General features: G+C 68.6%; 24 protein-coding genes, 1 tRNA gene and 1 pseudogene. 18 read left to right on the forward strand and 8 right to left on the reverse strand.

What is annotated here, in order from left to right:
- The 4 genes and pseudogenes from FIF60_RS18060 to FIF60_RS18075 all read right to left on the reverse strand — a co-directional run.
- Positions 1–1,789: pseudogene (locus tag FIF60_RS18060) on the reverse strand (calcium-binding protein); the annotation flags it as partial.
- A gap of 720 nt (positions 1,790–2,509) precedes the next feature.
- On the reverse strand, positions 2,510–3,331 hold the full coding sequence (locus FIF60_RS18065) for an IclR family transcriptional regulator (protein ID WP_158639286.1): 822 nt from the start codon (positions 3,329–3,331) through the stop codon (positions 2,510–2,512).
- The gene (locus FIF60_RS18070) at positions 3,328–4,191 is read right to left on the reverse strand and encodes a carbon-nitrogen hydrolase family protein (protein ID WP_144299688.1); all 864 of its coding nucleotides are present in this window, start codon (positions 4,189–4,191) and stop codon (positions 3,328–3,330) included. Before FIF60_RS18070 ends, FIF60_RS18065 begins: the two co-directional genes overlap by 4 nt.
- 5 nt (positions 4,192–4,196) lie before the next feature.
- Positions 4,197–5,201: a dipeptidase gene (locus FIF60_RS18075; RefSeq protein ID WP_158639287.1), complete on the reverse strand. Its 1,005-nt coding sequence runs from the start codon at positions 5,199–5,201 to the stop codon at positions 4,197–4,199.
- A gap of 103 nt (positions 5,202–5,304) precedes the next feature.
- Here FIF60_RS18075 and FIF60_RS18080 point away from each other — a divergent pair, with 103 nt between their 5' ends.
- The 9 genes from FIF60_RS18080 to FIF60_RS18120 are packed head-to-tail and all read left to right on the forward strand — an operon-like array spanning position 5,305 to position 14,274.
- The gene (locus FIF60_RS18080; protein ID WP_144299690.1) at positions 5,305–6,318 is read left to right on the forward strand and encodes a Bug family tripartite tricarboxylate transporter substrate binding protein; all 1,014 of its coding nucleotides are present in this window, start codon (positions 5,305–5,307) and stop codon (positions 6,316–6,318) included.
- A gap of 6 nt (positions 6,319–6,324) precedes the next feature.
- Positions 6,325–7,641, forward strand: a complete 1,317-nt coding sequence (locus FIF60_RS18085) for an NAD(P)/FAD-dependent oxidoreductase (RefSeq protein WP_144299691.1) — start codon at positions 6,325–6,327, stop codon at positions 7,639–7,641.
- A gap of 22 nt (positions 7,642–7,663) precedes the next feature.
- Positions 7,664–8,806, forward strand: a complete 1,143-nt coding sequence (locus FIF60_RS18090) for a M24 family metallopeptidase (protein ID WP_144299692.1) — start codon at positions 7,664–7,666, stop codon at positions 8,804–8,806.
- 11 nt (positions 8,807–8,817) lie between these two features.
- On the forward strand, positions 8,818–9,201 hold the full coding sequence (locus FIF60_RS18095; RefSeq protein WP_144299693.1) for a RidA family protein: 384 nt from the start codon (positions 8,818–8,820) through the stop codon (positions 9,199–9,201).
- A gap of 1 nt (position 9,202) precedes the next feature.
- A complete protein-coding gene (locus tag FIF60_RS18100; protein ID WP_144299694.1) occupies positions 9,203–10,450 on the forward strand; it encodes an NAD(P)/FAD-dependent oxidoreductase in 1,248 nt (415 codons plus the stop codon).
- A gap of 34 nt (positions 10,451–10,484) precedes the next feature.
- Positions 10,485–11,558, forward strand: a complete 1,074-nt coding sequence (locus FIF60_RS18105; RefSeq protein WP_144299695.1) for an ABC transporter substrate-binding protein — start codon at positions 10,485–10,487, stop codon at positions 11,556–11,558.
- A complete protein-coding gene (locus FIF60_RS18110) occupies positions 11,558–12,631 on the forward strand; it encodes an ABC transporter ATP-binding protein (protein ID WP_144299696.1) in 1,074 nt (357 codons plus the stop codon). The genes FIF60_RS18105 and FIF60_RS18110 overlap by 1 nt, the downstream gene beginning before the upstream one ends.
- Before the next feature lie 6 nt (positions 12,632–12,637).
- Positions 12,638–13,477: an ABC transporter permease gene (locus FIF60_RS18115; protein WP_144299697.1), complete on the forward strand. Its 840-nt coding sequence runs from the start codon at positions 12,638–12,640 to the stop codon at positions 13,475–13,477.
- On the forward strand, positions 13,474–14,274 hold the full coding sequence (locus FIF60_RS18120) for an ABC transporter permease (RefSeq protein ID WP_144299698.1): 801 nt from the start codon (positions 13,474–13,476) through the stop codon (positions 14,272–14,274). Before FIF60_RS18115 ends, FIF60_RS18120 begins: the two co-directional genes overlap by 4 nt.
- Before the next feature lie 40 nt (positions 14,275–14,314).
- On the opposite strand, the gene FIF60_RS18125 is transcribed toward FIF60_RS18120, so the two are convergent.
- Positions 14,315–14,389, reverse strand: a tRNA-Met gene (locus tag FIF60_RS18125).
- Positions 14,390–14,556: 167 nt separating this feature from the next.
- On the opposite strand from FIF60_RS18125, the gene FIF60_RS18130 reads away from it, so the two are divergent.
- On the forward strand, positions 14,557–14,982 hold the full coding sequence (locus FIF60_RS18130; protein ID WP_144299699.1) for a GlcG/HbpS family heme-binding protein: 426 nt from the start codon (positions 14,557–14,559) through the stop codon (positions 14,980–14,982).
- Positions 14,983–14,997: 15 nt separating this feature from the next.
- Here FIF60_RS18130 and tyrS read toward each other — a convergent pair whose 3' ends face one another.
- Entirely contained in the window at positions 14,998–16,236 is a 1,239-nt protein-coding gene (tyrS, locus tag FIF60_RS18135; protein ID WP_144299700.1) for a tyrosine--tRNA ligase, read from the reverse strand.
- A gap of 56 nt (positions 16,237–16,292) precedes the next feature.
- On the opposite strand from tyrS, the gene FIF60_RS18140 reads away from it, so the two are divergent.
- Positions 16,293–17,417, forward strand: coding sequence for an anhydro-N-acetylmuramic acid kinase (locus FIF60_RS18140; protein WP_204251243.1), 1,125 nt, complete (start codon positions 16,293–16,295; stop codon positions 17,415–17,417).
- Between the two features lie 16 nt (positions 17,418–17,433).
- On the opposite strand, the gene FIF60_RS18145 is transcribed toward FIF60_RS18140, so the two are convergent.
- Both FIF60_RS18145 and FIF60_RS18150 read right to left on the reverse strand, forming a co-directional pair.
- Positions 17,434–18,003 carry a hypothetical protein gene (locus tag FIF60_RS18145; RefSeq protein WP_144299701.1) on the reverse strand — a complete coding sequence of 190 codons (570 nt, stop codon included), beginning with the start codon at positions 18,001–18,003 and terminating at the stop codon, positions 17,434–17,436.
- A 158-nt stretch (positions 18,004–18,161) separates the two neighbouring features.
- A complete protein-coding gene (locus FIF60_RS18150) occupies positions 18,162–18,830 on the reverse strand; it encodes an alpha/beta hydrolase (RefSeq protein WP_144299702.1) in 669 nt (222 codons plus the stop codon).
- Positions 18,831–19,113: 283 nt separating this feature from the next.
- On the opposite strand from FIF60_RS18150, the gene cysE reads away from it, so the two are divergent.
- The 7 genes from cysE to mnmA are packed head-to-tail and all read left to right on the forward strand — an operon-like array spanning position 19,114 to position 24,780.
- Positions 19,114–19,815 (forward strand): serine O-acetyltransferase, encoded by a 702-nt coding sequence (cysE, locus tag FIF60_RS18155; RefSeq protein ID WP_144299713.1) that lies wholly within the window; start codon positions 19,114–19,116, stop codon positions 19,813–19,815.
- 12 nt (positions 19,816–19,827) lie between these two features.
- Positions 19,828–20,340, forward strand: coding sequence for an Rrf2 family transcriptional regulator (locus tag FIF60_RS18160; protein WP_144299703.1), 513 nt, complete (start codon positions 19,828–19,830; stop codon positions 20,338–20,340).
- A gap of 7 nt (positions 20,341–20,347) precedes the next feature.
- Entirely contained in the window at positions 20,348–21,463 is a 1,116-nt protein-coding gene (locus FIF60_RS18165; protein ID WP_144299704.1) for a cysteine desulfurase family protein, read from the forward strand.
- 16 nt (positions 21,464–21,479) lie between these two features.
- Positions 21,480–22,655: a cysteine desulfurase family protein gene (locus FIF60_RS18170; RefSeq protein ID WP_144299705.1), complete on the forward strand. Its 1,176-nt coding sequence runs from the start codon at positions 21,480–21,482 to the stop codon at positions 22,653–22,655.
- Between the two features lie 26 nt (positions 22,656–22,681).
- Positions 22,682–23,014 (forward strand): ferredoxin family 2Fe-2S iron-sulfur cluster binding protein, encoded by a 333-nt coding sequence (locus FIF60_RS18175; protein WP_144299706.1) that lies wholly within the window; start codon positions 22,682–22,684, stop codon positions 23,012–23,014.
- 9 nt (positions 23,015–23,023) lie between these two features.
- Positions 23,024–23,719, forward strand: coding sequence for a thiaminase II (tenA, locus tag FIF60_RS18180; protein WP_144299707.1), 696 nt, complete (start codon positions 23,024–23,026; stop codon positions 23,717–23,719).
- The gene (gene mnmA, locus FIF60_RS18185) at positions 23,716–24,780 is read left to right on the forward strand and encodes a tRNA 2-thiouridine(34) synthase MnmA (protein ID WP_144299708.1); all 1,065 of its coding nucleotides are present in this window, start codon (positions 23,716–23,718) and stop codon (positions 24,778–24,780) included. The genes tenA and mnmA overlap by 4 nt, the downstream gene beginning before the upstream one ends.
- Positions 24,781–24,806: the final 26 nt, after the last annotated feature.

Genomic DNA, 24,806 nt, shown 5'->3' on the forward strand with positions numbered 1-24,806 from the left:
TGTCGCCGTCGCCCGCGTTGATCGTGTCGTTGCCGATGCCGGTGGTGATCGTGTCGTTGCCCGCGCCGGCGGTGACGTTGTTGGTTCCGTCGCCGGCATGGATCACATTGGTTCCCGCGCCAGCATTGATCGTGTCATTGCCCGCGCCGGTCGTGATCCGATCGGCGCCAAGACCAGCCGTGATCCGGTTGTTGCCACCGCCATCGGTGACCTCGTTGTCACCGTCGCCCGCGTTGATCGTGTCGTTGCCGATGCCGGTGGTGATCGTGTCGTTGCCCGCGCCGGCGGTGACGTTGTTGGTTCCGTCGCCGGCATCGATCACATTGGTTCCCGCGCCAGCATTGATTGTGTCATTGCCCGCAGCTGTCGTGACTTTATCGTCGCCCGCACCCAAGACTACCCTATCGGCTCCATTGCCTCCCTCGACGGTGTTGTTGCCAAACAGGTCTATGAAGCTGTCGTTACCGCCATTGCCGAAAAAGAGGTCATCGCCGCTCGTCCCAGAGAATTTCTCGTTTCCCGACGACCCATATGTATTCGTCCCGTCATCGAACTGCAGCCTTTCAATTTGACTGACGCTGTCGCTTCCTCCCGCGCCAACAAGGTCAGTGACCGCAATTTCGTCCGGGCCGACTGATACTGCATACCCAGACCGTGCGCCCAGGAATATGGCAGTATCGAAGCCCTCACTGCCCAAAAGCCGATCATCACCGCCACGCCCAATGAAAAGATCGTTCTTGCTGCCGCCAATGAGCACGTTCGCCGAAGCGGTCCCTGACAGAACGGCGTTGACCGTTCCCGTGAATGTTGCGTTCTCGATACTGGAAAGGAGCTCAAGATCGATCAGGGCAAGCGCGGTGACAACGGTATCGTTGCCGTTGCCGCCATCTACGACACTGCCAGCTCCGCGCAGAATGACCGTGTCATCACCGTCGCCGGCGAAGATGTGAAGCCGCCCCCCGCCGCCTTTCGCGCTGATGAGGTCGTCTCCGCCACCGGTACGAAAAACGACGTCTTCTGCAAGAAATTGCGGAAGCTCAAGGTCAAATATATCATCGGTAGGCCAATTGCTCTCTTCAGCCAAAAAAGCGGCGGATAGTTCCGTATCGTGTTCAACCGCAAATGACCCAGCGATGTCGACCAGGCTCCCATCACGATATATATCCTTGTAGCCGGTGAGCGTGCCCGATAGCGCGTATCCCGACACCGCATCACCGGATATGGCAAAGTTACCTGTAATGTTTGATGTACTGAATATCTTTTCTGCACCCGTAACGAACGACGTTAGAAAACCAGATAAAGTGCCATTCTCATCGATCGTAATCGTTCCATTAAGCTTGTAGTATACTTTGCCGAAGTCTGGGTCAGGAGACAACGTCTGCAGAAGGTACGACGATATCGTCCCTCCAAATAGACGAAACTCCAACTTCCCAAAGTTAACTTCATAAGTATATGTCAGATTGCCGAGGGTCGTCTCCTTGACGACAGACGGCACGGTAAGAATACGGGACGAGGCAATGGCCGTTCCGCTGGCGTAGTTTTCCCCTTCCGCATCTGGCTGAAGGGTAACTAAGTAGACTGATGTTATCCCAGAACCGAAATTAAGAGTCAGACGATTCCCAGAGAACGACCAAGTGTCCGCATTTAGGAATAAACTATTCAACATCGCGCCGGTTTGGGCAGCTTCATTGAAAATCGAAGACAACGTCAGGCTATCTTCGGAATCATCAACATAAATCGCCCCTCGGTCGGCCATTGCCTGCGAGATCTTGATCTTTACCGTTGCCACGACCGCCCCCTCTTTATGGCGCGAGGTAAGGAATTTTACTGTTTGGGATGTGTGCGGACGGCACCTAGTATCGCGTCGCCAACGTCAAACGCTCTGCGAATTCTGCGCGAGCTGCCCGAGCCGAAAATTCGGCTCGCGCGCAAATTCCTTTACATAGGTATGGATTTTGCACGCATGCCGCTCTCTCCATCAAGTCACATTAGTTGGCTACCTGGGTTGCCGCTGCATCCTGGCGCACACCCTTGGCAGCCGCCCTGTAGGCGTCGCGTTCCGAGGAACATGTCGGGGGATCCGTGCGATGGAAGGGTCTATCTGACGCGGAGGATCTCTGATTGGTTCTCACACGAGCAGATTGAGGACGGACGGTCATTCGTTAGATTAGTTGGCCTCGCGCGTGAGGCCGAGACGAGGCGCAGTGCTGGACGGGAACGACCCCGATGGCGGTGCCAGAACCGATACGGCCCAGTGCAGCCGGGCCACGGTAAACCAGCACGACCCAAGCAACCTCCCCGCCGGCGCGGACCCCCAATGCCGGCGCCCATCGCCCGCGGCAACGCGATGCAATCGTTGGCGCGCGGCCTATCCGAGCATGTCCTTACGACCAAGAAGCGCCAGACAAGCCCGATGGTACAAGGGATCGGCCTCGCCCGCACCGCCGAGCGCATTACGGTCGCCTTCGCATTCAGGGGCCAACGGATGCCTAGTCCCTGGCCCTTCCGATCACTGCTGCGTCGCCCCCTGCGTCGGGCCCAATGCGTCGCCGATCCTGCGGGCAGTCTGCATCACCAGCGGCGCCAGTTCTGCTCGCACCCGGGGGAGCGACCAGCGCGGCAGCGGGACGGCGATGTTGATCGCACCGGCCGGCCGCCCCTGGCCGTCGAGCACCGGCGCGGCGACGGAGACGTCGCCTACGAACGCCTCCTGGTCATTGAGCGCATAGCCGAGGCGCGAGGCCCGCTCGATGCGGGCAAGAACGTCCGACCGGCGCTTTGCCGTGCGCGGGGTGCGCGGCGGGAGCGGTTCGGGCGGAACGAGGCGCTCACGCGCGTCCAGGGGAAGCGCAGACAGGATCGCGCGACCGGGTGCGGTGCACCAGGCCGGCAGGCGCGTCCCGATCGCGAGGTCGACGCTGACCACATGGCGACTCGGGATCCGCGCGACGTAGACGACATCGCCGCCGTCGAGTTCGGTGAGGTTCACCGTCTCCTCGGTGCGGCGCGAAAGATCGTCAAGGAACGGCATGGCGATGCGGCGAAGCGGGTCGCTCCTCTGGAACCCGTGCGCGAGGTCGAGCACCCGCGGGCTCAGCACGTAGCGCTTCGTCTGCTCGTCCTGCTGCAGGATCGCCATCGTACGCAGCGTGTACAGCACGCGCTGGACCATCGAACGGTCGAGCCCCGTCAGGGCCACCACATCGGGGATGCCAACGGGTCGCGCGGCATTGGCGATGGCCCACAGGATCTCGAGCCCATGCGACAGTGCCCCGACATAGAGGCGCGGATCGGCGCCTTCGGGAACGCGCGGGCCGCGCTTGCGCGTCACGTCGAGACGGGGCCGTAGAGATCGGGCCGCCGGTCGCGCCACCAGGGGAAGTCCTTGCGCGCACGAACCACTTCGTCGAGGTCGATCGTCGCGACGAGCAGCTCCTCGCCTTCGGTGCCCGCCTCCTTCGCGATCATCCCCCGCGGGTCGACCACCATGGAGCGCCCGAGATGATGCCTTGCCCCCTCGACGCCGACCCGATTGGCCGCGAGAACCCATACCCCGTTCTCGTAGGCGCGCGCCCGCAACGGAACCTCCCAGATCGAGGCGCGCCGCCCAGGGTCAGCGTAGGTGGAGAAGCAAATCGGCATCACGATTGCCTCCGCGCCAGCGAGCGCGAGCACGCGGCTCGGTTCGGGGTAGAGGCGATCGTTGCAGATCTGGACACCGAAGCGGCAGCCGGCGAGCTCGAACACCGGCAGCGCATTGCCCGGCGCGAAGTAGAGCTTCTCGAAGCTGCCAGTTCCGCCTGGCGCATCGGTCGGGAAGTAGGCGGGGATGTGCGTCTTGCGGTAGGTGCCGCGTATCTCGCCTTCCGGCCCGACGATGATGGCGCTGTTGAAGTAGCCGTCCGCAGCGGCCTCGCCGAGCCCGAACACGGCGCCGATGCGGTGCTTGCGCGCCATGCCGCGCAGCGCCTCCATCTCGTTGCCGTCGAGGCGGATGAAGAACCGGTCGAAGTTCTTCTCCAGCCGGTTCGGGAAGAATGGCGCGAGGAACAGCTCGGAGAAGCAGAGAAGCTGCACGCCCCCGGCGGCGGCGCGCGCGAACATCGCCTCCGCGACGCCGAGCTGCTCGCCGGGCACCTCGCTGAACACCGGCCCGGTCTGCGCGAGCCCGACCGTGACGCTGCGCGCCATCTGGCCTAGCCCCAGATCTCGCCGAGCACGCGGCGGAGGTTCAGGCCCATGATCTTCTCGACCTCGCTTTCGGTGTAGCCATCGGCGAGAAGCGCATCGGTCTTGCGATGCATCAGGCGGGGGTTGTTCAACTCATCCGGATAGCGCTTGGCGAGCGTGTTGCCGAAGGCGCGGATGTAGTCCGCCGTCGCGCCGCCATAGCGGGTGAAGCTCATCTCGAGGATCGCATTCGCCGCCTGCTCGGAGGCAAGGGCCGCCATGTCGGTCCCGAACGACACGTGGTCGATGCCGACGAGGTTCACGATGTGGCGGAGGTGGCGGAGGAAGAGCGCCAGCGTCGGGGGATTCGCGGGGTTGCCGTCCCAGTTCATGAAGCCGTGGATCGAGGCGCCCACGAGCCCGCCGCTCTTCGCCACCGCCCTCATCGCTTCATCCGACTTGTTGCGGACGCGGTTGGTCACCGCCTTGGCGTTTGCGTGTGTCAGTAGGACCGGCTGCGTGGTCGCGGCCGCGGCGTCGAAGCACACCTGCTCGCCGCAATGCGAAAGGTCGATCGCGATGCCGAGGCGGTTGAGCTCGGCCACGACCTCGTAGCCGAAATTGGAGAGGCCGGCGTTGCGCTTCTCGAGGCAGCCATCGCCGACGGGGCAGGCCTCGTTGTAGGTGAGCTGCACGACACGAAGCCCGAGTGCGTGGAAGCACTCGATGCGCTCGGCGCGATCGCCCAGCATCTTGGTGTCCTGCCAGCCCATGATGAGCCCGACCTTGCCCCCGGCCTTCGCCGCATCGATGTCCTCGCCCCTGAGCACGAGCTTCCAGCCCGAGGCGGGGTCGGCGGCGCGGCGGCGCCAGGTGGCGAAGCTGTCGAAGGTCTGCTCGAAATCGTCGATCGGCGAGCGGATCGTCAGGTTGACGGCACTGATGTTGCCTTCGCGCAGCCATCGCGGATCGCCGTCGGAATGGAAAATCAGCCCGTCGATCACGAGCAGCCGGTCGTGCAGCGACGCCATGCGCCTTGTCCTCCCCTTGCCGACCGATCCGTGAGCGGACCGGATTGCGCATTGAAGGGCAATATGGTCGTATTGAAAAGAGGAGGGCCCCGGGGGAAAGACAATGACGCGCACGAATCCGCCTCGCACCACATTCGCAACTGCACGCACGGGCCTCGGCCGCCGCGGCCTGATCGGAAGCGCCGCCGCGCTGCTTGCCGCGCCGGCGGTGGCGCAGCAGCCCTGGCCGTCCCGGCCGGTGCGCATGATCGTCGCCTACCCGGCCGGCGGCAGCACCGACATCGCAGCGCGCCTCGCGGCAGACCGCCTCGCCCAGGCCTGGGGCCAGCCGGTGATCGTCGAGAACCGCTCAGGTGCCGCCGGTACGATCGGGGCCGATGCAGTCGCCAAGTCCCCGGCCGATGGCTACACGCTTCTGATGGCCGCGAGCCCGGAGATCGCCATCGCGCGGTCGACGCAACGGAACCTGCCGTACGACCCGGTGCGCGACTTCGCGCCGATCATCCTGGTCGCGCAGTCGCCGTTCCTTCTGCTCGCCCACCCCTCCGTTCCGGCCAAGGACGTGAAGGAGCTCCTCGCACTTGCCAAGGCGCGCCCCGGAACGCTGAATTTCGGCAGTTTTGGCAACGGAACATCAAACCACTTCGTCGGCGAACTGCTGAAGGCGGAGGCCGGGATCGACATCACCCACGTGCCGTATCGCGGTAGCGGCCCGATGATGAACGACCTCATCGCGGGCAACCTCCAGCTTGCCTTCGACACCTTCCCTGCAGGGCTGCCGCATGTGCAGGGCGGGAGGCTGAAGGCGCTTGGGGTGGCGATGCTCCGCCGCTCGCCGCTCGCGCCCGATGTCGCAACTCTCGATGAGCAGGGGCTCCCGGGCTTCACCGGCGGAAGCTGGGTCGGCCTCGTTGCGCCCGCGCGCACGCCGGAGGCGGTGATCGACCGCGTCGCCTCCGACATGGACAGGATCATGAAGGACGGCTTCGCGCAGGTGCTGAGCGAGCGCGGCATGGTGCCCGAGGGCATGGGCCCTGCCGAGTTCCGGGTCTTCGTCGAGTCCGAGGTCGGCAAGTGGGGACGTGTGGCGGAGCGCGCCGGCATCCGTCCGGAGTAGCCTCCAATGGCAGACGACACGTTCGCCCCTGGCTTCGTCGAACGCCCCTGGTGGTGGGAGGCGGCGCCACCGAAGCCGGTCGAGGCGCCGCTGCCTGACGAGACAGACGTCGCCATCATCGGTGGCGGCATTGCCGGCCTCTCCACCGCCATCGAGCTCGGACGCTCCGGCGTTCGCTCCCTGGTGATGGACCGCGAGACGATCGGCTGGGGCGCGTCGTCGCGCAACGGCGGCGCGCTCTCGGGCGCGGGAAGCCTCGGCCGCGCACGGCCGGACCTGCACAAGGCGCTCGATGCGAAGCTGCTCGCCGAGATGGTCGAAGAGGCGGAGGCAAGCTTCGAAGAGTTCGAGGCGCTGCTCTCCCGCGAGGGGATCGACTGCGCCTATCGCCGCTGCGGCCGTTTCGTTGGCGCGCATGCGCCGGCCGCCCTCGAGATGCTGGCACGTCGGGCGGAAATGCTGAATCGCGCCGATCCGGGCGTCGCCACCCTCATTCCGCGGGAGCGCATCGCCGAGGAATTGCCGACGGAACGCTACCACGGCGGGCTCGCGATCGAGCGCGCTGGCTCGCTGCACCCAGCGCTCTACACGCAGGGGCTCGCCGCGTCCGCGAGGCGGCATGGCGCGACGCTTGCGGGCGGCGTGTCCGTGCAAGGCTGGTCTCGCGACGGCTCGGCCTTCGTCGTGCGCACGAGCCGCGGTGCCGTGCGCGCGAAGCACGTGATGGTCGCGACCAATGGCTATACCGGTGCGGCGACGCAATGGCACCGGCGGCGCCTCATTCCCGTTGCGAGCTACATGATAGCGACGGAGGAGATCGGCGAGGAGCGCGTGCGCGCGGTTATGCCGAGGCTTCGGGTGTACGGCGACACGAAGAAGATTCTCTACTACTTCCGCCCCTCGCCCGACTTCCGGCGCATCCTGTTCGGCGGCCGGGCCTCGATGCGCGACGCGCCGGTGCGCGACGGTGCGGCGTGGCTGCACAGGCGGCTCATCCACCTCCTGCCGCAGCTTTCCGGCACGCGAATTACGCATGGCTGGAAGGGAAACGTCGCCTTCGCGTTCGACTTCCTGCCGCATGTCGGCGTTCACGACGGCGCGCACTACGCGCTTGCGTGCAACGGCAGCGGCGTGGTGACGATGACGCATCTCGGCCGCGTGGCGGCGCGGATGATGCTCGGCGGCGACAACCGGGCCTCCGCCTTCACCCGCCTGCCCTTCCCCACCATGCCGTTCTACGCCGGCACACCGTGGTTCATGCCGCTCGTCACCGCCTGGTACCGCTGGAAGGACCATCGCGACGGCTGGCGCGCCCCTGCTTGAGGCAGACCTGCAGCGAAGGTGAATGATGGGAACCCACCCGCATTTCGGTCCTGAGGAGTTCGCCGCCCGTCTCGGGAGGCTGAAAGCGAGGCTCGCAGAGAAGGGCGTCGCGGTCGCGCTGTTCGACGAAGTCGAGGCGATGACCTGGATCAGCGGCTACGGCAACTCCGAGAACCGTTGGCGCTGCGTCGGCATCCCGCTCGAGGGCGAGCCGTTCTTCCTGATTCGCGCGCTCGATGCCACGCCGTGCCGCGATCGCTCCTGGATAAGCGACATCCCGACCTTCCGCGACTGGGAGGACCCGATGCCTGTTCTGGCCGAGGCGCTGGCAAAGCGCGGCCTGGACAGCGCGACGATCGGGCTCGATTTCGGCAGCTACTGCATGCCGCTCGCGCGGTTCGAAGCGCTCAAGGCGGCGCTGCCGCGGGCGCGCTTCGTCGATCTCGGCCCGGTGGTGTGGGAACTTCGGCTCATCAAATCCGAGGCCGAGGTCGCGCTCCTGCGCCAGGCTTCGGCCATCGCGGACGAGGCGCTTGCCCGCGCCGCTCGGGCATGCGTTCCAGGCGCGAGCCAGCGCGACGCCGCGCGCATCGCATCCTCCTGCTACATCGAGATGGGCGGCGACCCGAGCCATGTCGGCCCGATCACGGCCGGCAAGGGCTGGGACTTCCTGCACGGCCACCTCACCGGCACGCCGCTCGCGCAGGGCGATGTGGTGCATATCGAGCTGACGCCGCGGGTTGCCGGCTACAGCGCGCGGGTGATGCGCTGCGTCTCCGTCGGGCCGGTGCCGGAGGCGCTTGCGAAGGCCTGCGCGACGCTGGCTGACCTGCAGGACCGGCAGATCGCAGCGCTTCGGCCCGGCGCGGTCGCGCGCGACGTCGATGCCATCCTGCGCGACGGCGTGCTGGAAGCGGGCCTGCGGCCGGGCTTTGACAACATCACCGGCTACACGCTCGGCCTCTACGCGCAGATGGGCCCCCGCACCTCCGACTTCACGCGCATTTTCCACCCCAGGGCCGAGTGGGTGATCGAGCCCGGAATGGTGTTCCACATGTACGTCTCCGCTGCCGGCGCTTCGCTGAGCGAAACCGTTCTCGTCACCGAGAACGGGCCGGAACGTCTGACGCATACGCCTCGCCGCATCCTGGTGGGCGGGGCTTGAGGGAGAAGGCAATGTTCGAGGTCGTCGACACAGGCATCGCCCCGTCAAAGGGCCCGATCAGCGGAACGGTGCGGAAGGGTGATCTCCTTCTCACCGCGCAGATCCCGAAGGATCCCGCGACCGGCGCGATCGTGCAGGGCGACATCACGGTGCAGACGACGCGGACGCTCGCCAATCTCCGCCAGGCCGTCGAGGCGGCGGGCGGTAGCCTTGCCGACGTGATGATGGTGCAGGTGTACCTGACCGATTCGGCCGATGCCCCGGCGATGAATGCGGTCTGGGCCGAGACCTTCGCGAAGCCCTATCCCTGCCGCGCGACCGTGGTGGTGAAGGAGCTACTCGCGCCCGGCATGCGCATCGAGATCGTCGCAACCGCGCATCTCGGCCGCGGTTGAGATGGACGCCTCGCGCAGCGTCGTCGTCGTCGGCGCGGGCGTCGCCGGAACCTCCACCGCGCTCTATCTCGCGCGCGCGGGCTTCTCCGTCACGGTGCTCGATCCTCTCGGGCCCGCCGGCGGAACCTCGTTCGGGAATGCCGGGCTGCTCAGCGCCAACACGGTGGTACCGATCGCCCTGCCGGGCATGCTTCGGAAGGTACCGGGATGGCTCGCCGACCCGACAGGGCCCGTCACCGTGCGCGCAGCCTACCTGCCGCGTGCGGCGGGCTGGCTCTGGCGCTGGGTTCAGGCCGGCAGGCTCGATCGCGTCCAGGCGATCTCGGATGCGATGGCGAAGCTGCATGCACCGGCCTTCGACTGCTGGAAGGAGTTGCTCGGCGACAGCCTGTACCGCGACCTGATCCGCCAGACGGGCCAGGTCCAGGTGTGGGAGGGCAAGGGCGAGAGCACCTCCGCCGCCGTCGAGCGTTCGCTGCGCGAGCGGCACGGCATCAAGGCCGAGGTGCTCGGCGCGGATGACCTCCGCCAGCTCTTCCCCGGCATCGCGCGCACGATCACGCGCGGCCTTCTCGTTCCCGGCAACGGCCATACGGTGAGCCCGGCACGGCTCGTGCGCACGCTTGCCGAGCTTCTTCTGGCGGAGGGCGGGGCGATCGTTCCGGAGAAGGCGCTGAAGCTCATCCCGCGCGAAGGCGGCGGCTGGACGGTGATGACCAACGTCGCCAACCGCCATGCCGCGCATGTCGTCGTCGCTGGCGGCGCATGGTCGCGCGCGCTGCTCGATCCGCTCCGCATACGCGTGCCGCTCGAGACCGAGCGGGGCTACCACGCCGCCCTGCCCTCGCCGAGCGTGGAGCCTCGCCTGCCCATCCTGCAGAAGAGCCGTGGCTTCGGTCTGACGCCGATGGAGGACGGCTTGCGCATCGCGGGCACTGTCGAGATCGCCGGCCTCGATGCCGCCCCCGACGAGGGGCGCGCGCGCATCCTGCTCGACCATGCGCGCGCGCTGTTTCCCGGCCTGGACGGCGGCGAGCCACGGCTATGGCTCGGGTTCCGGCCCTCGACGCCGGACAGCCTGCCGATTCTTGGCCCCGCGGGCGCGAGACCCGGGCTGCATCTCTGTCTGGGCCACGGGCATTTCGGCATGACAGGCGGGCCGCCAAGCGGCAGGCTCGTCGCACGAATGATCGCCGGCGACGCACCGCAGATCGACGCCGCGCCCTACGCGGCATCGCGCTTCGCATGATCCCGCAACGACGGAAGCAGAACGGGAGTTCACGATGAGGAAGCCAACAGGACCCTTCACCCTTAGCCGCCGCAGCCTGGTCGCAGCCGCCGCGGTCGCGCCGCTCGCGAGCCCGGGCGTGCTGCGCGGCCAGACTGCTGGCGAGGTCATCGTCCGCACGCCCGGCGGCGTCTATGACGACGTGATGCGCCGGCATGTCTACGATCCGTTCACCAAGGAGACGGGCATCCGCGTCCAGCCTGTCGCGGCCACCGTGGCGCGGCTGCTTGCGATGTTCCGCGCCAACAACGTCGAGCTCGACCTGATCGACACCGGCGATGGCCCGCTGGTCACGCTCGAGCGTATGGGCGCTCTCGCGCCCATCGCCTACGACCAGTGGCACTGGACCAGGCCCGACGACATCGTGCGCGAGGTGCGCCACGAGTATCGCTGCGCCAACTTCATCTATGCCACCGTGCTCGCCTACAACCGCGAGAGCTTCCCGAACGGGACGCATCCCAAGAGCTGGGCGGAGTTCTGGGATGGCGCGAAGTTCCCCGGGCCGCGCATGCTGGCAGACATGGCCTCGGGCCAGCCGAACCTCGAGTTCGCCCTGATCGCGGACGGCGTGTCGAAGGACCAGCTCTACCCGCTCGACATCGATCGCGCCTTCCGCTCCCTCTCCCGCGTGAAGCCGCATATCCGCAAGTTCTGGGACACGGGCGCGCTCTCTGCGCAGATGCTGTCCGACAAGGAAGTGGTGCTCGGCTCTGTCTGGAACGGCCGCGTCCAGACAATCATCGACCGCGGTGCGCCGCTCGGCATCGAGTGGAACCAGCACATGATCCAGACCCAGGCGCTCGCGGTGTTCAAGGGTGCGCGGAACGGTGCCAACGCGCAGAAGCTCATCGACTTCATGCTGCGCCCGGAGAGCCAGGCCGGCTACGCGCGCGAGCTCATCTATGGCCCGACGAACGTTAAGGCGTTCGATCTCCTGCCGGCAGACCAGCTCGCGCGCATGCCGGGAAGCCCCAACTCGCGCGAGAGCGGCTTCTTCAACAACGTGCCGTGGTGGGAGGACAACCGCGACCGTGTGAACCGCGCCTGGTCGCGCTGGATCCTCGGCTGATGCAGGCTGGTTCCGCGGCGGTCGTTCTCGAGACCGTCACGAAACGCTACGGGGCCGACACGGTTGTGGATGCCGTGTCGGTCTCGATCGCGCAAGGCGAGTTCTTCACGCTCCTCGGCCCCTCGGGCAGCGGCAAGACGACGACGCTGAACATGCTTGCCGGCTTCGCCGAGCCCGATGGTGGACGCGTGCTGCTGGCCGGCAGGGACGTGACGCGCGCCGCGCCGCGCGAGCGCGGCCTCGGCATGGTGTTCCAGAACTACGCGATCTTCCCGCATCTGGACACGTTCGAGAACGTCGCCTTCCCCTTGCGCGTGAAGAAGGCGCCGAAGCGCGAGGTCGAGACACGCGTCGCCGACGCGCTCGCGATGGTCAAGCTCACCGGCTTCGAGCGCCGCTACGCGCGGCAGCTCTCCGGCGGGCAGCAGCAGCGCGTCGCGCTCGCCCGCGCCATCGTCGCGCACCCGTCGGTCGTGCTGATGGATGAGCCCCTGGGCGCGCTCGACAAGAACCTGCGCTACCACATGCAGGTCGAGATCAAGGAGATCCAGCGCCGCCTCGGCATGACGGTCGTCTACGTCACGCACGACCAGGAGGAGGCGCTGACGATGTCCGACCGCATCGCCATCATGAATGGCGGCCGCATTGTACAGATGGGTCCGCCTCGCGACGTCTACGAGGCGCCGGAGAACGCGTTCGTCGGCCGCTTCCTCGGCGAGGCGAACCTCATTCCCGCGCGTCGCGACGGTTTGGCCGTGGCAAGCGAAGGCGGAGCGCTGCTCGAATCCGCGCATGGCAGCCTCGGTGCAGAGGGCGGCTTCCTGTTCGTCCGCCCCGAGAAGGTCGCCGTTGCGCCAGAAGCCGGAACGGCGCCAGGCGGCCCGAACCGCATCGCCGGGCGCGTGCGCTTCGCGGGCTTCCTCGGCAACGTCCTCCGCTACGAGGTCGACACGGACCAGGCCGGTTCCCTAATCGCCGATCTCGTCAACGGTCCCGGCGCGGTGCTGCATGCGGCGGGCGACACGGTGGTCCTTTCCTGGAGCCGGGAGGATTGCCGGCTCCTGCCGGGCTAGGCCGCCATGCCGCTCTCGCGCCTCGGCGCCCTGCTGCTGCTCGCGCCATCGATCCTGCTGCTCGTCTTCGTGTTCCTCGGGCCGATCGGCTGGTTCCTGGTTGGCTCCTTCGCCGAGCTCGGCTCGCTCGCCGAGATCTGGGAGGAGACGCGCGCGGTCGTCGGTTCGCGAGCCGTCGCGCTCGCCATTGCCAACACGAATTGGATCGCGCTTCAGGTCACGTTCTTCGTGCTGCTGATCGGCTATCCGCTCGCCTATGCGTTGAACCGCGCGCGCGGCCTGGCCTTCAGCCTGATCATCATCGCGATCGTGCTTCCGTACTTCACCAGCGTGATCGTGCGCACCTATGCGTGGATGGTGATCCTCGGGCGGAACGGAATCATCAACCAGATGCTGCTCGGCCTCGGCATCGTCTCCGAACCGCTCGAACTGATGTACAATCGTCTCGGCGTCGTTATCGGCATGACATACGTCCTGCTGCCATACATGGTGCTGACGCTCTATGCCGCGATGAAGGCGGTCGACCCCCGGCTGCTTCAGGCTGCGGAGGGCATGGGGGCCTCGCGCCTCGGCGTGTTCCTGCGCGTGTTTTTGCCGCTGACGATGCACGGCGTGATCGCTGGAAGCCTGATCGTGTTCATCCTCGCGATCGGCTTCTTCGTCACGCCAGCGCTGATGGGAGGGCCGTCCGACATCATGATCGCGATGCTGATCGAGCGGGAGATCGAGCTGACACAGAACTGGCCGGTGGCGGCGATGATGACCGTGGTGCTGCTCGTGGTTACGCTTGTGCTCTACGCGATCTATGCCCGCTTCACCGGCGGGCGCACAGGGTTTGCGCGATGAGCGGCTCGCCGCTGCGCAGGACGCTCGAGCGCGCGCTGGTCGTGCTGATCTGCGCCGGGCTGCTCGCGCCGATCCTCGTCGTGATCATCGCCTCCTTCTCGGGGGACGGGTACCTGAAGTTTCCGCCCGAGACATTCTCGCTGCGCTGGTACGAGCGGTTCCTCGGCGATCAGCGCTGGCGGACGGCGATCCTCAATTCCGTCGTCGTGGCGGCGATGACCTGCGTCCTCGCCACCTTCCTCGGCTTCATCGCGGCCTATGCGATGATGCGCGCAGGCTTCCGCGGCAAGCAGGTTCTCGCCGCCCTGCTGCTCACGCCGCTGATCGTGCCGCACGTCGTGACGGCGATCGCGATCTACTACATCTCCGCCCCGCTCGGGCTCATCGGCTTCCGCCCGTGGGTGGCGATCGCCCACACGGTCGTCGCGTTGCCGGTGGTGCTGGTTATTCTCCAATCGGCGATGCAGACGGTCGATCCCAACTTCGAGCGGGCGGCGATGGTGTTCGGCTGCACGCGGTTCGGAGTGTTCCGCCGGGTCGTGCTGCCGCTGGCCCTGCCGGGCGTCGTGTCCGCCGCGCTGTTCGCCTTCCTCACCTCGTTCGACGAGGTGGTGATCGCGCTGTTCCTCTCCGGCATCCGGGGCGAGACGCTGCCGGTGCGTATCTGGAACAGCCTCCATCTGGAGGTCGAGCCGACCATCGCGGCCGTCAGCACGCTCCTGATCGCGGTCACCGTCGTCGCGCTGCTCATCGACTACCTGGTGCGGCGCGATCGCGCGGCGACATCCGGACGCTGACCGCGCCGGTCGGAAGAGTTGCGGGATGCCGGGGAGTGTCTGGTAGCGGCGGACGGATTTGAACCGCCGACCAAGGGATTATGATTCCCCTGCTCTACCGCTGAGCTACGCCGCCACCAAGGCGCGCGGGATAGCCCCCGGACGCCTTTGGTGTCAATCCGCCACGCCGCATGGCGGCCTCGCCGCGCGCCGCGACGCGTGCCGGGAGGGGCGCCTCGACCGCCGGTGGACCGGGCGGTCGCGATCGCCTACCACCATCGCCAACCGTTGAGGAGAGAGCCCATGCCGAGCCTGACGCTCGAGGACGCGAACCGGCTGATCGAGGCCGCCCTGGCCAAGGGCCGGGAACTCGGCTGCAAGCCGCTGACGGTTGCGGTGCTCGATGCCTCCGCGACGCTGCTCGCGTTCCAGCGCCAGGCGCCCTCGGGCCTCGCGCGGCCGGAGGTTGCGATCGGCAAGGCGCGGGCCTCCCTCGCGCTCGGCGTCTCGTCGCGCAGGATCGGCGAGATGGCAGCGACCCGGCCGCACTTCATCCAGGGCGTGATAGCGTCCTCGCCAGGCCCCTTCGTGCCGGTGCCAGGAGCGGCGCTGATCGTCGAGAATGGCGAGACGGTCGGCGCCGTCGGCATCTCGGGCGATACGAGCGACAACGACGAGGCATGCGCAGCGGCAGGCGTCGCTGCGATCGGCCGCGAGGCAGTCGTCTGAGCCCCGGGAGACCGCTCAAGCGGCGCGGACGAGCACCTGGCGCTTCCGCCCGAGCGAGAGTCTCGCGGCGCCATCCTCCGTCAGCGCCGCGGCGCCGATCGTCTGGCCCTCGTCGGTCACCGGAGCGTCGTTGAGCCGCACCCCGCCCGAGCGGATCTGGCGCCGGGCCTCGGCGTTCGAGGCAAGGCCGAAGGCGCGCTGGACGAGGGCGAAGGCGGCGATGCCGGTGGCGAGCTCGGGCACCACGACGACCGGAAGCCCCTCGGCGCTCGCCCCTGACGCGGCCTTCGCCGCCGCCTCCGCCGCCTCGCGCCCGTGCAGAAGCGCCGTCGCCTCGGTGGCGAGCACGGCCTTGGCAGCGTTCAGCTCAGCCCCCTCGAGCGTCTCGAGCCGCGCGATCTCCTCCATCGGCAGCTCGGTGAAGAGGCGGAGGAACTTCCCCACATCGGGGTCCTCGGTGTTGCGCCAGAACTGCCAGTAGCCGAACGGGGCGAGGCGGTCGGCATTCAGCCACACCGCGCCCGAGGCGGTCTTGCCCATCTTCTGGCCCGAGGCGGTGGTGAGCAGCGGAACGGTAAGGCCGAACGCCTCGGCGCCGTCCATGCGGCGGATGAGGTCGGCTCCCATCACGATGTTACCCCACTGGTCAGACCCGCCCATCTGCAGCGCCACGCCGTAGCGGCGGTTCAGTTCGCGGAAATCGTAGGACTGCAGGATCATGTAGTTGAACTCGAGGAAGGTGAGCGAATGCTCGCGGTCGAGCCGCTGCTTCACGCTGTCGAGCGTCAGCATGCGGTTGACCGAGAAATGCACGCCGACCTCGCGCAACAGCGGGATGTAGCGGAGTTCGTCGAGCCAGGTCGCGTTGTCGACTTCGATCGCACCCGGGCCCGTGTCCCCGAAGGCAAGGAACTGCTCGAACACGCCGCGGATGCCGCGCTTGTTCGCCTCGATCTGCTCGTCGGTCAGAAGCGGGCGGCTCTCGTCGCGGAACGAGGGATCGCCGATCCGCGTCGTTCCGCCGCCGAGGAGCACGACGGGCCTGTTGCCCGTCCTCTGCCAGAGCCTGAGCAGCATGATCGAGATCAGGTGGCCGACATGCAGGCTGTCGGCCGTGCAATCGTAGCCGACATAGGCGGCGACCGGCCCGGCGGCGAGCTTCGCGTCCAGCGCAGCGAGGTCCGTGCACTGGTGGACGAAGCCGCGCTCGTTGGCGATGCGCAGGAAGTCGGAGCGAAGCGCGTCGGTGCTCATGTGGGTCTTGCCGGCAACTCTTGCGAAACGGGGCGGTGGCGTAGCACGGTCGGGCCATGGCAGCAAAACCGGGCCGGCTCGGCCTCTATCTCGGAATGATGAGCGGCACCTCGCTCGATGGCGTGGATGCCGCGCTGGTCGAGACGGATGGTGAGTGGCTTGGCGCGCTGAGCCGCGTCCTGACGCTTCCCGTGCCGCCTGCCCTCCGTGCCGCCCTGCGCGCGATCATGGACAGGGCCGCATCCCTCGCTGGCGGCGATCCCACGCTCCGCGAGGCAGAAGCGGCGCTGACGGCGCTGCACGCCGAGGCCGTGCGCGCGCTTCTCGCCCGCGAGGCAGTCGAGGCGGCGGCCATCGAGGCGATCGGTTTCCACGGACAGACCGTCCTGCACCGGCCGGAGCAGCGGCGCACCTGGCAGATCGGCGACGCGACGGCGCTGGCCGCCGCCACCGGCGTCCGCGTGGTCCACGATTTTCGCTCGGCTGACGTGGCGGAAGGCGGCCAGGGCGCGCCGCTCGCCCCGCTGTTCCACGCAGCCCTGCTCGCAGGCTCCGAACGACCGGTGGCGGCGCTCAATCTCGGCGGCGTCGCGAACGTCACCTGGCTCGGCGAGGACGGCGCGATCCTCGCCTTCGACACCGGCCCGGCCAACGCGCTCCTCGATGACTGGGCGCTGCGGCATACGGGCCGGCCGGTGGACGAGAACGGCGCACTCGCGGGCTCCGGGCGGGTCGACGAGGCGGTGCTGGCGCGGCTTCTCGCGCACCCCTACTTCGCGCTTACCCCGCCGAAGTCGCTCGACAGGCTCGATTTCCACCGTGCCGCGGAGGCGGCCGGCGTGCCGGGCCTGTCGCCGCAGGACGGGGCGGCGACCCTGCTTGCCTTGACCGCACGCTCGGTCGCGGCGGCGCGCGCGCACTTGCCGCAAGCGCCGCGACGCTGGGTGGCCTGCGGCGGCGGGCGGCACAACCCCGTGCTCATGCGCACGCTCGCCGAAGCGCTTGCGGTGCCGGTGATCACCGCGGAGGCGGCCGGCTGGGACGGTGACGGCATCGAGGCGCAAGCCTTCGGCTTCCTCGCCGCACGAAGCCTGCGGGGCCTTCCCCTTAGCCTGCCCGAAACGACGGGCGTCCCACGGCCGATGCCGGGCGGGCGCGTCGTGCTCCCGGCAGCGGCCTGAACGCGGACAGAGCGGGCTACGGCGCCGGCTCGACCCTCACGGCGACCACGTCGAGGAAGGTCACGTCCACCTCGTCGCCGGGGCGAAGGCGGCGGACGAATTCCTGCATCTGCGGGCTGCGCACGGCGATCGTCCGCTTGTTGCCGGAAGGACCGGTGAAGCTCACCTGGTCACCCGTGCCGAAGACCTGGTCGATCTTCACGCGGACGCGCACCGCATCGGCCACGGCGGCACCGGGACGTTCGCCGAGGGCGCGGCGCGCATCGGCCTCCGCAGCGACGACGGACGCGCCGCCAGGCTGGGCCATGCGCGCGGCGATCGCCTCGGTATGCTCGACGATCACGCGGTCGCCCGGCTTCACCTGGGCGAGGTTCCGCACCTCGGGCCCGACGCGCATCGTCAGGAGCGAGCCATCCTCGCGGCGGAGCAGGACCGTCCGCCGCGTCATGTCGACCGACTCGACGACCGCCGTCGCCGTCTCTGTCCTCGAGGTCACGGCCGGGCCGCTCCGCTGCGCCCCCGCCGAGCCGGCGGACAGGCCGAGCAACACCGCTCCTGCGACGGCACGCCGGGTGAGTGGACTCATGGGTTTCTCCCCTGATGATGGTTCGCTGGCCGCGCCGGGATGGCGCCTCCTTTCGGCAGCATAACCATGTGCAGACGGCGCGAGTTGATCACGATCATGCGGAAAGCAGAACGCCCGGCCGAAGGGGCCGGGCGCTGTGCAGTAGAATGCCGGGGGCGTCAGTCTGCCGCGAGCTTGAGCCTCTCGTCGCGGCCCAGGGCGAGGGTGAGATGCTCCTCCGCCGCCTCGTCGAGCCTGTCGCAGTGCTCGACGAAGAAATGGTCGCAATCCTCGAACACCCGATAGTCGATGCGGATGCCCTTCTGCGTGTTCAGCTTGGCGACGAGCTTGCCCACGGCCGCCTCGGGCACGATCTCGTCGCGCCCGCCCTGCACGATCAGCCCCGACTGGGGGCAGGGGGCAAGGAAGCCGAAATCGAAATGGTTCGCCGGCGGCGCGACCGAGATGAAGCCGCCGACCTCGGGCCGCCGCATCAGGAGCTGCATGCCGATCCAGGCGCCCCACTGGTAGCCGGCCACCCAGACCGGACCGGAGCTCGGGTTGACCGCCTGCATCCAGTCGAGCGCACCGGCCGCATCGGCGAGCTCGCCGACGCCGCCGTCGTAACGGCCCTGGCTCTTGCCGACGCCGCGGAGGTTGACGCGCATGACGGAGAAGCCGAGTCGCTGGAACACGCCGTAGAGCGTGTATACGACTCGGTTGTTCATCGTCCCGCCGTGCAGCGGATGCGGATGAAGCACGAGCGCGATCGGCGCGCCCGGCTGCTTCGCATGATGGTAGCGTGCCTCCAGGCGCCCGTCCGGCCCCTGGAACATTACCTCAGGCATCTGGTCTCCGGCCCCCTCTTACACCCTGCCGTCAGAGACGGCGGTCATGGTTAACGCTGCGTGCGAGCCGAACCGGAGCCGGACCGAGAGGCATGGAGCGAGCCAAATCGTGGGCGCGGCGGCCGTGGTTGACTGCCGCAGTAGGACTCCCTAGCCTCGGAGCGGCGCCGACAAGCGCGCACATGTGCGGTATCCCGACAGCCCCCGCGGGCACTCCCTGTCCGCGAGGAAGGCGGGACTATAGTGACCGGCACGCCGAAATGACACTGAAAACGTGACGCTGATGTTGCGGACCTGGGTTGAGGGAATCGATGCGATCATGGCCCGGGATCCGGCCGCACGATCGCGTGTCGAGGTTCTTTTCTGTTATCCGGGCCTCCATGCCCTCGGCGCACACCGTCTCGCGCACTGGTTGTGGGGTTGGGGACTCCGTTTTCCGGCGCGACTTCTTTCCCACATCGCGCGAATGCTCACCGGTATCGAGATTCATCCAGGCGCCCGCATCGGCCGGCGCCTCGTCATCGACCACGGCGACGGCGTGGTGATCGGCGAGACGGCCGAGCTCGGCGATGACATCCTGATCTACCACCAGGTCACCCTCGGCGGCACTTCCCTGGTCGGCGGCAAGCGACATCCGACGATCGGCAACGGCGTCATCCTCGGGGCCGGGGCAAAGGTGCTCGGGCCCATCGTCCTCGGCGACGGGGTGCGTGTCGGCGCCAATGCCGTGGTCGTGTCCGACGTGCCAGCAGGTGCGACCGTCGTGGGCATCCCCGCCCGGCCGGTCGATCGTCGGCCCGCGGGCGCCGACCTGCTTCCCTACGGAACGCCGTGCGACGAAACGCTCGACCCAGGGTTGAAAAGCGTCGAACAACTTCGGAGTGAAATCGCCGCGCTCTCATCCCGTCTCGCCGCGCTCGAGGAGGCCGCCACGCAGGAGTCGCCGGGCGCGACGAGCCGGGCGAGCAGCGACCAGCGCGGCTAGGAAGGGACGGCCATGCGCCTCTCCACACGCGGACGTTACGCGGTCATGGCCATGGTGGACCTCGCCGCCCAAACCGCCGCGAGCGGCACCGCAAAGCCGATCTCCCTTGGCGAGATCGCGGACAGGCAGGGCATATCGCTGAGTTATCTGGAGCAGCTATTCGGCAAGCTCCGCCGCGCCGGCCTCGTCCTGTCGGCGCGGGGGCCGGGGGGCGGCTACCGCCTTGCCTTCCCCGCCTCCGAGACGCGGATCGCGGACATCATCCTCGCCGTCGACGAGCCGATCAAGGCGACGCGCTGCGAGGTGGGAAGCCCGAAGGGATGCCTCGGCGGCCGCTCGCGTTGCCTCACGCACGACCTGTGGGAAGAGCTCGGCAACCAGATCCACATCTTCCTGACCTCCGTGACGCTCGACGACGTGGTGCGCAAGCGCGTGCTTGGCCGCGCAGGCGCGCTGCATGCGCGCGCGCAGGGCATCATCGAGATCGTCGCCTCCCCGCCCGCCGCGGATCTCGCCGCCGACTGACGCGCCGATGACGCGGACCTACCTCGACGCCAACGCGACCGAGCCGCTTCGGCCCGCGGCGCGCGACGCCGTGCTGGCTGCCCTGGACACGCTCGGCAACCCCTCCTCGGTGCATCGCGAAGGCCGGGCCGCGCGGCGGATGCTCGAGGAGGCTCGGGAAAGGCTCGCCGTCGCGTTCGGCGTGCGGCCCGATGCCGTGCATTTCACAGCAGGCGGAACGGAGGCCAACGCCATCGCCGTCGCCGGCTTCGCGACCGCGGGACGGCGCGTGATCGTCGGCGCAACGGAGCATGACTGCATCCGCCGCGCCTCACCGGGAGCCGAAATCCTGCCGGTGGACGGCGACGGCCGCGCCAGCCTCGCCGCGCTGGAGGAGATGCTCGAGGCCGATGCGCGCCCCGCCGTGGTCGCCTTGATGCTCGCCAACAACGAGACGGGCACGATCCAGCCCCTCGCCGAGGCGGCCGCGCTGTGCCGCCGGTACCGCGCGCTGTTGCACGTTGATGCCGTGCAGGGCCCGGGGCGCATCGCGCTCGATGAGGCGATCGCCGCCGCAGACACCCTTGCCCTGTCGGGCCACAAGGCGGGCGGGCCCAAGGGAGCGGGCGCGCTGCTCGTGCTCGGCGAGGCCCGGCCCGAGGCGGTGATCCGCGGCGGCGGGCAGGAGCGCGGTATGCGCGGCGGAACCGAGCCGCTTCCGGCCATCGCCGGCATGGCCGCGGCGATCGAGGCCGCAGAGGCCTGGCGCAGGTCAGGCGGCGGCGAGGCGCTGGCGGACTTGAAGCAGCGGCTCCTCGCTGGCCTCGCCGCGGTGCCCTCGGCCCGGGTGATCGCCACGGGCGCGCCCTCCCTTCCCAACACGGTCTCGCTCGCCCTGCCAGGCGCTGCCTCGGCGACCCAGGTGATGGCGCTCGACCTCGCCGGCATCGCCGTCTCGGCCGGCTCGGCCTGCTCCTCTGGGAAGGTGGCCGAAAGCCATGTGCTGGCGGCGATGGGGCTAGGCGAACTGGCGGGGGAGGCGATCCGGGTCTCCCTGCCCTGGACCGCCTCGGAGACAGACATCGACGCATTCCTGGCGGCCTATTCGGCGATGGCCGCGCGGCTTGCGCGAAGGGCCGCCTGACCCCCATCTGCGGGGGATGAACGCGATGCCGCCGCGCAACCGTCCGGTCTATCTCGACAACCATGCCACCACGCCGTGCGACCCGCGCGTCGTCGAGGCGATGCTTCCCTGGTTCAACGAGAAGTTCGGCAACCCCCACAGCGCCGAGCACCGGCTCGGCCAGGAGGCAGAGGCGGCCGTGGAAGCCGCGCGCGAAGCCGTCGCGACCTTGATCGGCGCGGAGGCGCGGGAAATCGTGCTCACCTCCGGCGCGACCGAGAGCAACAACATCGCCATCAAGGGCGCCGCCCGGTTCGCCGCCGCCCACGACAACCCGCGGCGGCGCATCGTGACGGTGGCGACCGAGCACAAATGCGTCCTCGAAAGCGTGGCCGACCTCGCCGCGGAGGGGTTCGAGCCGGTCGTCCTTCCCGTCCGCCCCGACGGGCTGCTCGACCTCGCAACCCTGCATGCGGCGGTGGACGAGGCGACGCTGCTCGTCTCCGTCATGGCCGTGAACAACGAGATCGGCGTGACGCAGGATCTCGCGGCGATCGGGCGCATCACCAAGGAAGCGGGCGCGCTGTTCCATACCGATGCCGCTCAGGCCGCCGGCAAGATCCCGCTCAACGTGAACGCGCTCGGCATCGATCTCGCCTCGATCAGCGGCCACAAGCTCTACGGGCCGAAGGGCGTCGGCGCGCTCTATGTCCGCCGCCGCCCCCGGGCCCGCCTCGCCCCGCTCTTCTCCGGCGGCGGGCAGGAGCGCGGGCTTCGCTCGGGCACGCTTCCCGCGCCCCTGATCGTCGGCTTCGGCGAGGCCTGCCAGATCGCTGCCGCCGGGATGGCGGAGGAGGCGAAGCGCCTGACCTCCTTGCGCGACCGGCTTTGGTCTGGCCTCGCCGCCGCGATCCCCGGCATCACGCTGAACGGCAGCTCCGAGGCGCGCATCCCCGGCAACCTCAACGTCACCTTTCCGGGGCGGACCGCGGAGGCGCTGATGCGGGCCTGCCCCGATCTTTGCGTCTCCACCGGCTCGGCTTGCTCTTCCGCCGCCGTCGAGCCCTCCTATGTGCTGACAGCACTCGGCCTCCCGCCCGATGCCGCCGCAAGGACGCTGCGCCTCGGCCTCGGGCGCTTTACGTCGGAGGCGGATGTGGACTATGCGGTGGCCGCTCTTGCCGCCGCCCACCGGGGCGCAGAGGCGGCCTGACGCTGTAGACGAGGAAGTTTTCGCGAATGCCGAAGATGACGTTCATCGAGCGCGACGGGTCACGCCGCGAGGTCGATGCCCCGCTTGGTCTTTCCGTGCTCGAGATCGCGCATCGCCATGGCGTCGACATCGAGGGCGCCTGCGAGGGCAGCCTCGCCTGCTCGACCTGCCATGTCATCGTCGATCAGAAGTGGTTCGACCTTCTCCAGTCCCCGACCGAGGACGAGGAGGACATGCTCGACCTCGCCTTCGGCCTCGAGGAGACCTCCCGTCTCGGCTGCCAGATCGTGATGACCGAGGAGCTCGACGGTCTGACGGTGAAGCTGCCGAAGGCCACGCGCAACGCGCAGAAGGGCTGAGCCGCGGCGATGGACGCGATCGCCGCCCCGGGAACGCTGTTTGCGCGGCTTCGGGAGGACGCGCGCTCGTCCTGGGAGGCCTATATCGCGCACCCCTTCGTCGCGGGACTGACCGACGGCTCGCTGCCCGAGGCGGCGTTCCGGCGCTACCTGACGCAGGACTACCTGTTCCTGATCCATTTCGCGCGCGCCTACGGGCTCGCCGTGGTCAAGCATGCGACGCTCGAGGACATGCGCGGCGCGGCAGCGACGCTCGATGCGCTGCTGAACCACGAGATGCGCCTGCATGTGCAGTTCTGCGCCGAGTGGGGCATCGGCGAGGCGGAGATGGAGGCAGAGGCGGAGGCCGAGGAGACGATGGCCTACACGCGCTACGTGCTCGAGCGTGGGCTCGCCGGAGACGTGCTCGACCTCGAGGTGGCGCTCGCGCCCTGCGTGATCGGCTACGCCGAGATCGGCGCGCGCATGACCGCCGACCCGCGCCTCAAGCGCGAGGGCAACCGTTACGATGCCTGGCGCGCGATGTACGCCGGGGACGAGTTTCAGGCCATCGCGGCGGAGGCCATCGCACGGCTGGATCGTCTCGGCGGCGCCCGCGGCGCGGAGGCGCGCTTCCCGATGCTCGCCCGCACCTTTGACGAGGCCTGCCGCCTCGAGGCGCGCTTCTGGCAGATGGGGCTCGAGGCGGCCCGGGGCGCACCATGAGGGTGGTCGTCGCCATGTCCGGGGGTGTGGACAGTTCCGTGGTCGCGGCGCTGATGGCGGAGGCCGGGCACGAGGTCATCGGCATCACGCTGCAGCTCTACGACCACGGCGCCGCGGTCGGCCGCAAGGGCGCGTGCTGCGCTGGGCAGGACATCCATGACGCGCGGCGCGTCGCCGACAGGCTGGGGATAGACCATTACGTCCTCGACATGGAGGCGCGGTTCCGCGCGGCGGTGATCGCCGATTTCGCCGACAGCTACGCCCGCGGCGAGACTCCCATCCCCTGCGTCCGCTGCAACCAGAAGCTCAAGTTCGTCGACCTGCTCGCGGTCGCGCGCGACCTCGGCGCCGATGCGCTCGCCACCGGCCACTACGCGCGCATCGTCGAGGACGCGGGCGAGCCCGCGCTTGCGGTCGCCGCCGATGCGGCGCGCGACCAGTCCTACTTCCTGTTCGCGACGCGGCGGGAGGATCTCGCCTTCCTGCGCTTCCCGCTCGGGGACATGACGAAGGACCGCGTGCGCTCGCATGCCACACGGCTCGGTCTTCCCGTCGCCGACAAGCCGGACAGCCAGGACATCTGCTTCGTGCCTTCCGGCTCCTACGCGGACCTCGTCACGAAGCTCCGCCCAGAGGCGGCCGAGTCTGGCGAGATCGTCACCGAGGATGGCCGCGTGCTCGGGCGCCATCGCGGAATCGCACGCTACACGGTGGGCCAGGCAAAGGGCCTCGGCGAGGCGAGCCGCGACGGCGAGCAGCGGATGCATGTGCTCCGAGTTGAGTCGGGCGCGCGTCGCGTCGTGGTCGGGCCGCGCGCCGCGCTCGGGCGGAACAAGCTCGAGGCGGGGGAGGTGAACTGGCTGATCGAGCCGCCCGCGTCGCCGCTTCGCTGCGCGGCAAAGCTGCGCGGCCGCGAGGCGCCGGCGCCGGCCTCGGTGCGGTGGGACGGCTCGGTCGCGCATGTGACGATGGACGCGCCGGCAACGGTCGCGCCGGGCCAGGCGGCCGTTTTCTACGACGGGCCCCGCGTGCTGGGCGGGGGCTTCATCCGCGCCGCCTGAGGATTTTCAGGAGCGCATCGGCGGCC

The organism is Elioraea rosea (genome assembly GCF_007644105.1).
Classification (GTDB): domain Bacteria; phylum Pseudomonadota; class Alphaproteobacteria; order Acetobacterales; family Acetobacteraceae; genus Elioraea_A; species Elioraea_A rosea.

Excerpts from the sequence above, each read along its gene's own strand:
- FIF60_RS18095 (WP_144299693.1), top strand. The coding sequence starts at position 8,818 with ATGTTCGAGGTCGTCGACACAGGCATCGCCCCGTCAAAGGGCCCGATC.
- FIF60_RS18170 (WP_144299705.1), top strand. The coding sequence starts at position 21,480 with ATGAACGCGATGCCGCCGCGCAACCGTCCGGTCTATCTCGACAACCAT.
- FIF60_RS18140 (WP_204251243.1), top strand. The coding sequence starts at position 16,293 with ATGGCAGCAAAACCGGGCCGGCTCGGCCTCTATCTCGGAATGATGAGC.
- FIF60_RS18120 (WP_144299698.1), top strand. The coding sequence starts at position 13,474 with ATGAGCGGCTCGCCGCTGCGCAGGACGCTCGAGCGCGCGCTGGTCGTG.
- FIF60_RS18150 (WP_144299702.1), bottom strand. The coding sequence starts at position 18,830 with ATGCCTGAGGTAATGTTCCAGGGGCCGGACGGGCGCCTGGAGGCACGC.
- mnmA (WP_144299708.1), top strand. The coding sequence starts at position 23,716 with ATGAGGGTGGTCGTCGCCATGTCCGGGGGTGTGGACAGTTCCGTGGTC.
- FIF60_RS18115 (WP_144299697.1), top strand. The coding sequence starts at position 12,638 with ATGCCGCTCTCGCGCCTCGGCGCCCTGCTGCTGCTCGCGCCATCGATC.
- tenA (WP_144299707.1), top strand. The coding sequence starts at position 23,024 with ATGGACGCGATCGCCGCCCCGGGAACGCTGTTTGCGCGGCTTCGGGAG.
- FIF60_RS18080 (WP_144299690.1), top strand. The coding sequence starts at position 5,305 with ATGACGCGCACGAATCCGCCTCGCACCACATTCGCAACTGCACGCACG.
- FIF60_RS18085 (WP_144299691.1), top strand. The coding sequence starts at position 6,325 with ATGGCAGACGACACGTTCGCCCCTGGCTTCGTCGAACGCCCCTGGTGG.
- FIF60_RS18110 (WP_144299696.1), top strand. The coding sequence starts at position 11,558 with ATGCAGGCTGGTTCCGCGGCGGTCGTTCTCGAGACCGTCACGAAACGC.
- FIF60_RS18160 (WP_144299703.1), top strand. The coding sequence starts at position 19,828 with ATGCGCCTCTCCACACGCGGACGTTACGCGGTCATGGCCATGGTGGAC.
- FIF60_RS18175 (WP_144299706.1), top strand. The coding sequence starts at position 22,682 with ATGCCGAAGATGACGTTCATCGAGCGCGACGGGTCACGCCGCGAGGTC.
- FIF60_RS18105 (WP_144299695.1), top strand. The coding sequence starts at position 10,485 with ATGAGGAAGCCAACAGGACCCTTCACCCTTAGCCGCCGCAGCCTGGTC.
- FIF60_RS18090 (WP_144299692.1), top strand. The coding sequence starts at position 7,664 with ATGATGGGAACCCACCCGCATTTCGGTCCTGAGGAGTTCGCCGCCCGT.
- FIF60_RS18070 (WP_144299688.1), bottom strand. The coding sequence starts at position 4,191 with ATGGCGCGCAGCGTCACGGTCGGGCTCGCGCAGACCGGGCCGGTGTTC.
- tyrS (WP_144299700.1), bottom strand. The coding sequence starts at position 16,236 with ATGAGCACCGACGCGCTTCGCTCCGACTTCCTGCGCATCGCCAACGAG.
- cysE (WP_144299713.1), top strand. The coding sequence starts at position 19,114 with ATGTTGCGGACCTGGGTTGAGGGAATCGATGCGATCATGGCCCGGGAT.
- FIF60_RS18145 (WP_144299701.1), bottom strand. The coding sequence starts at position 18,003 with ATGAGTCCACTCACCCGGCGTGCCGTCGCAGGAGCGGTGTTGCTCGGC.
- FIF60_RS18075 (WP_158639287.1), bottom strand. The coding sequence starts at position 5,201 with ATGGCGTCGCTGCACGACCGGCTGCTCGTGATCGACGGGCTGATTTTC.
- FIF60_RS18130 (WP_144299699.1), top strand. The coding sequence starts at position 14,557 with ATGCCGAGCCTGACGCTCGAGGACGCGAACCGGCTGATCGAGGCCGCC.
- FIF60_RS18100 (WP_144299694.1), top strand. The coding sequence starts at position 9,203 with ATGGACGCCTCGCGCAGCGTCGTCGTCGTCGGCGCGGGCGTCGCCGGA.
- FIF60_RS18165 (WP_144299704.1), top strand. The coding sequence starts at position 20,348 with ATGACGCGGACCTACCTCGACGCCAACGCGACCGAGCCGCTTCGGCCC.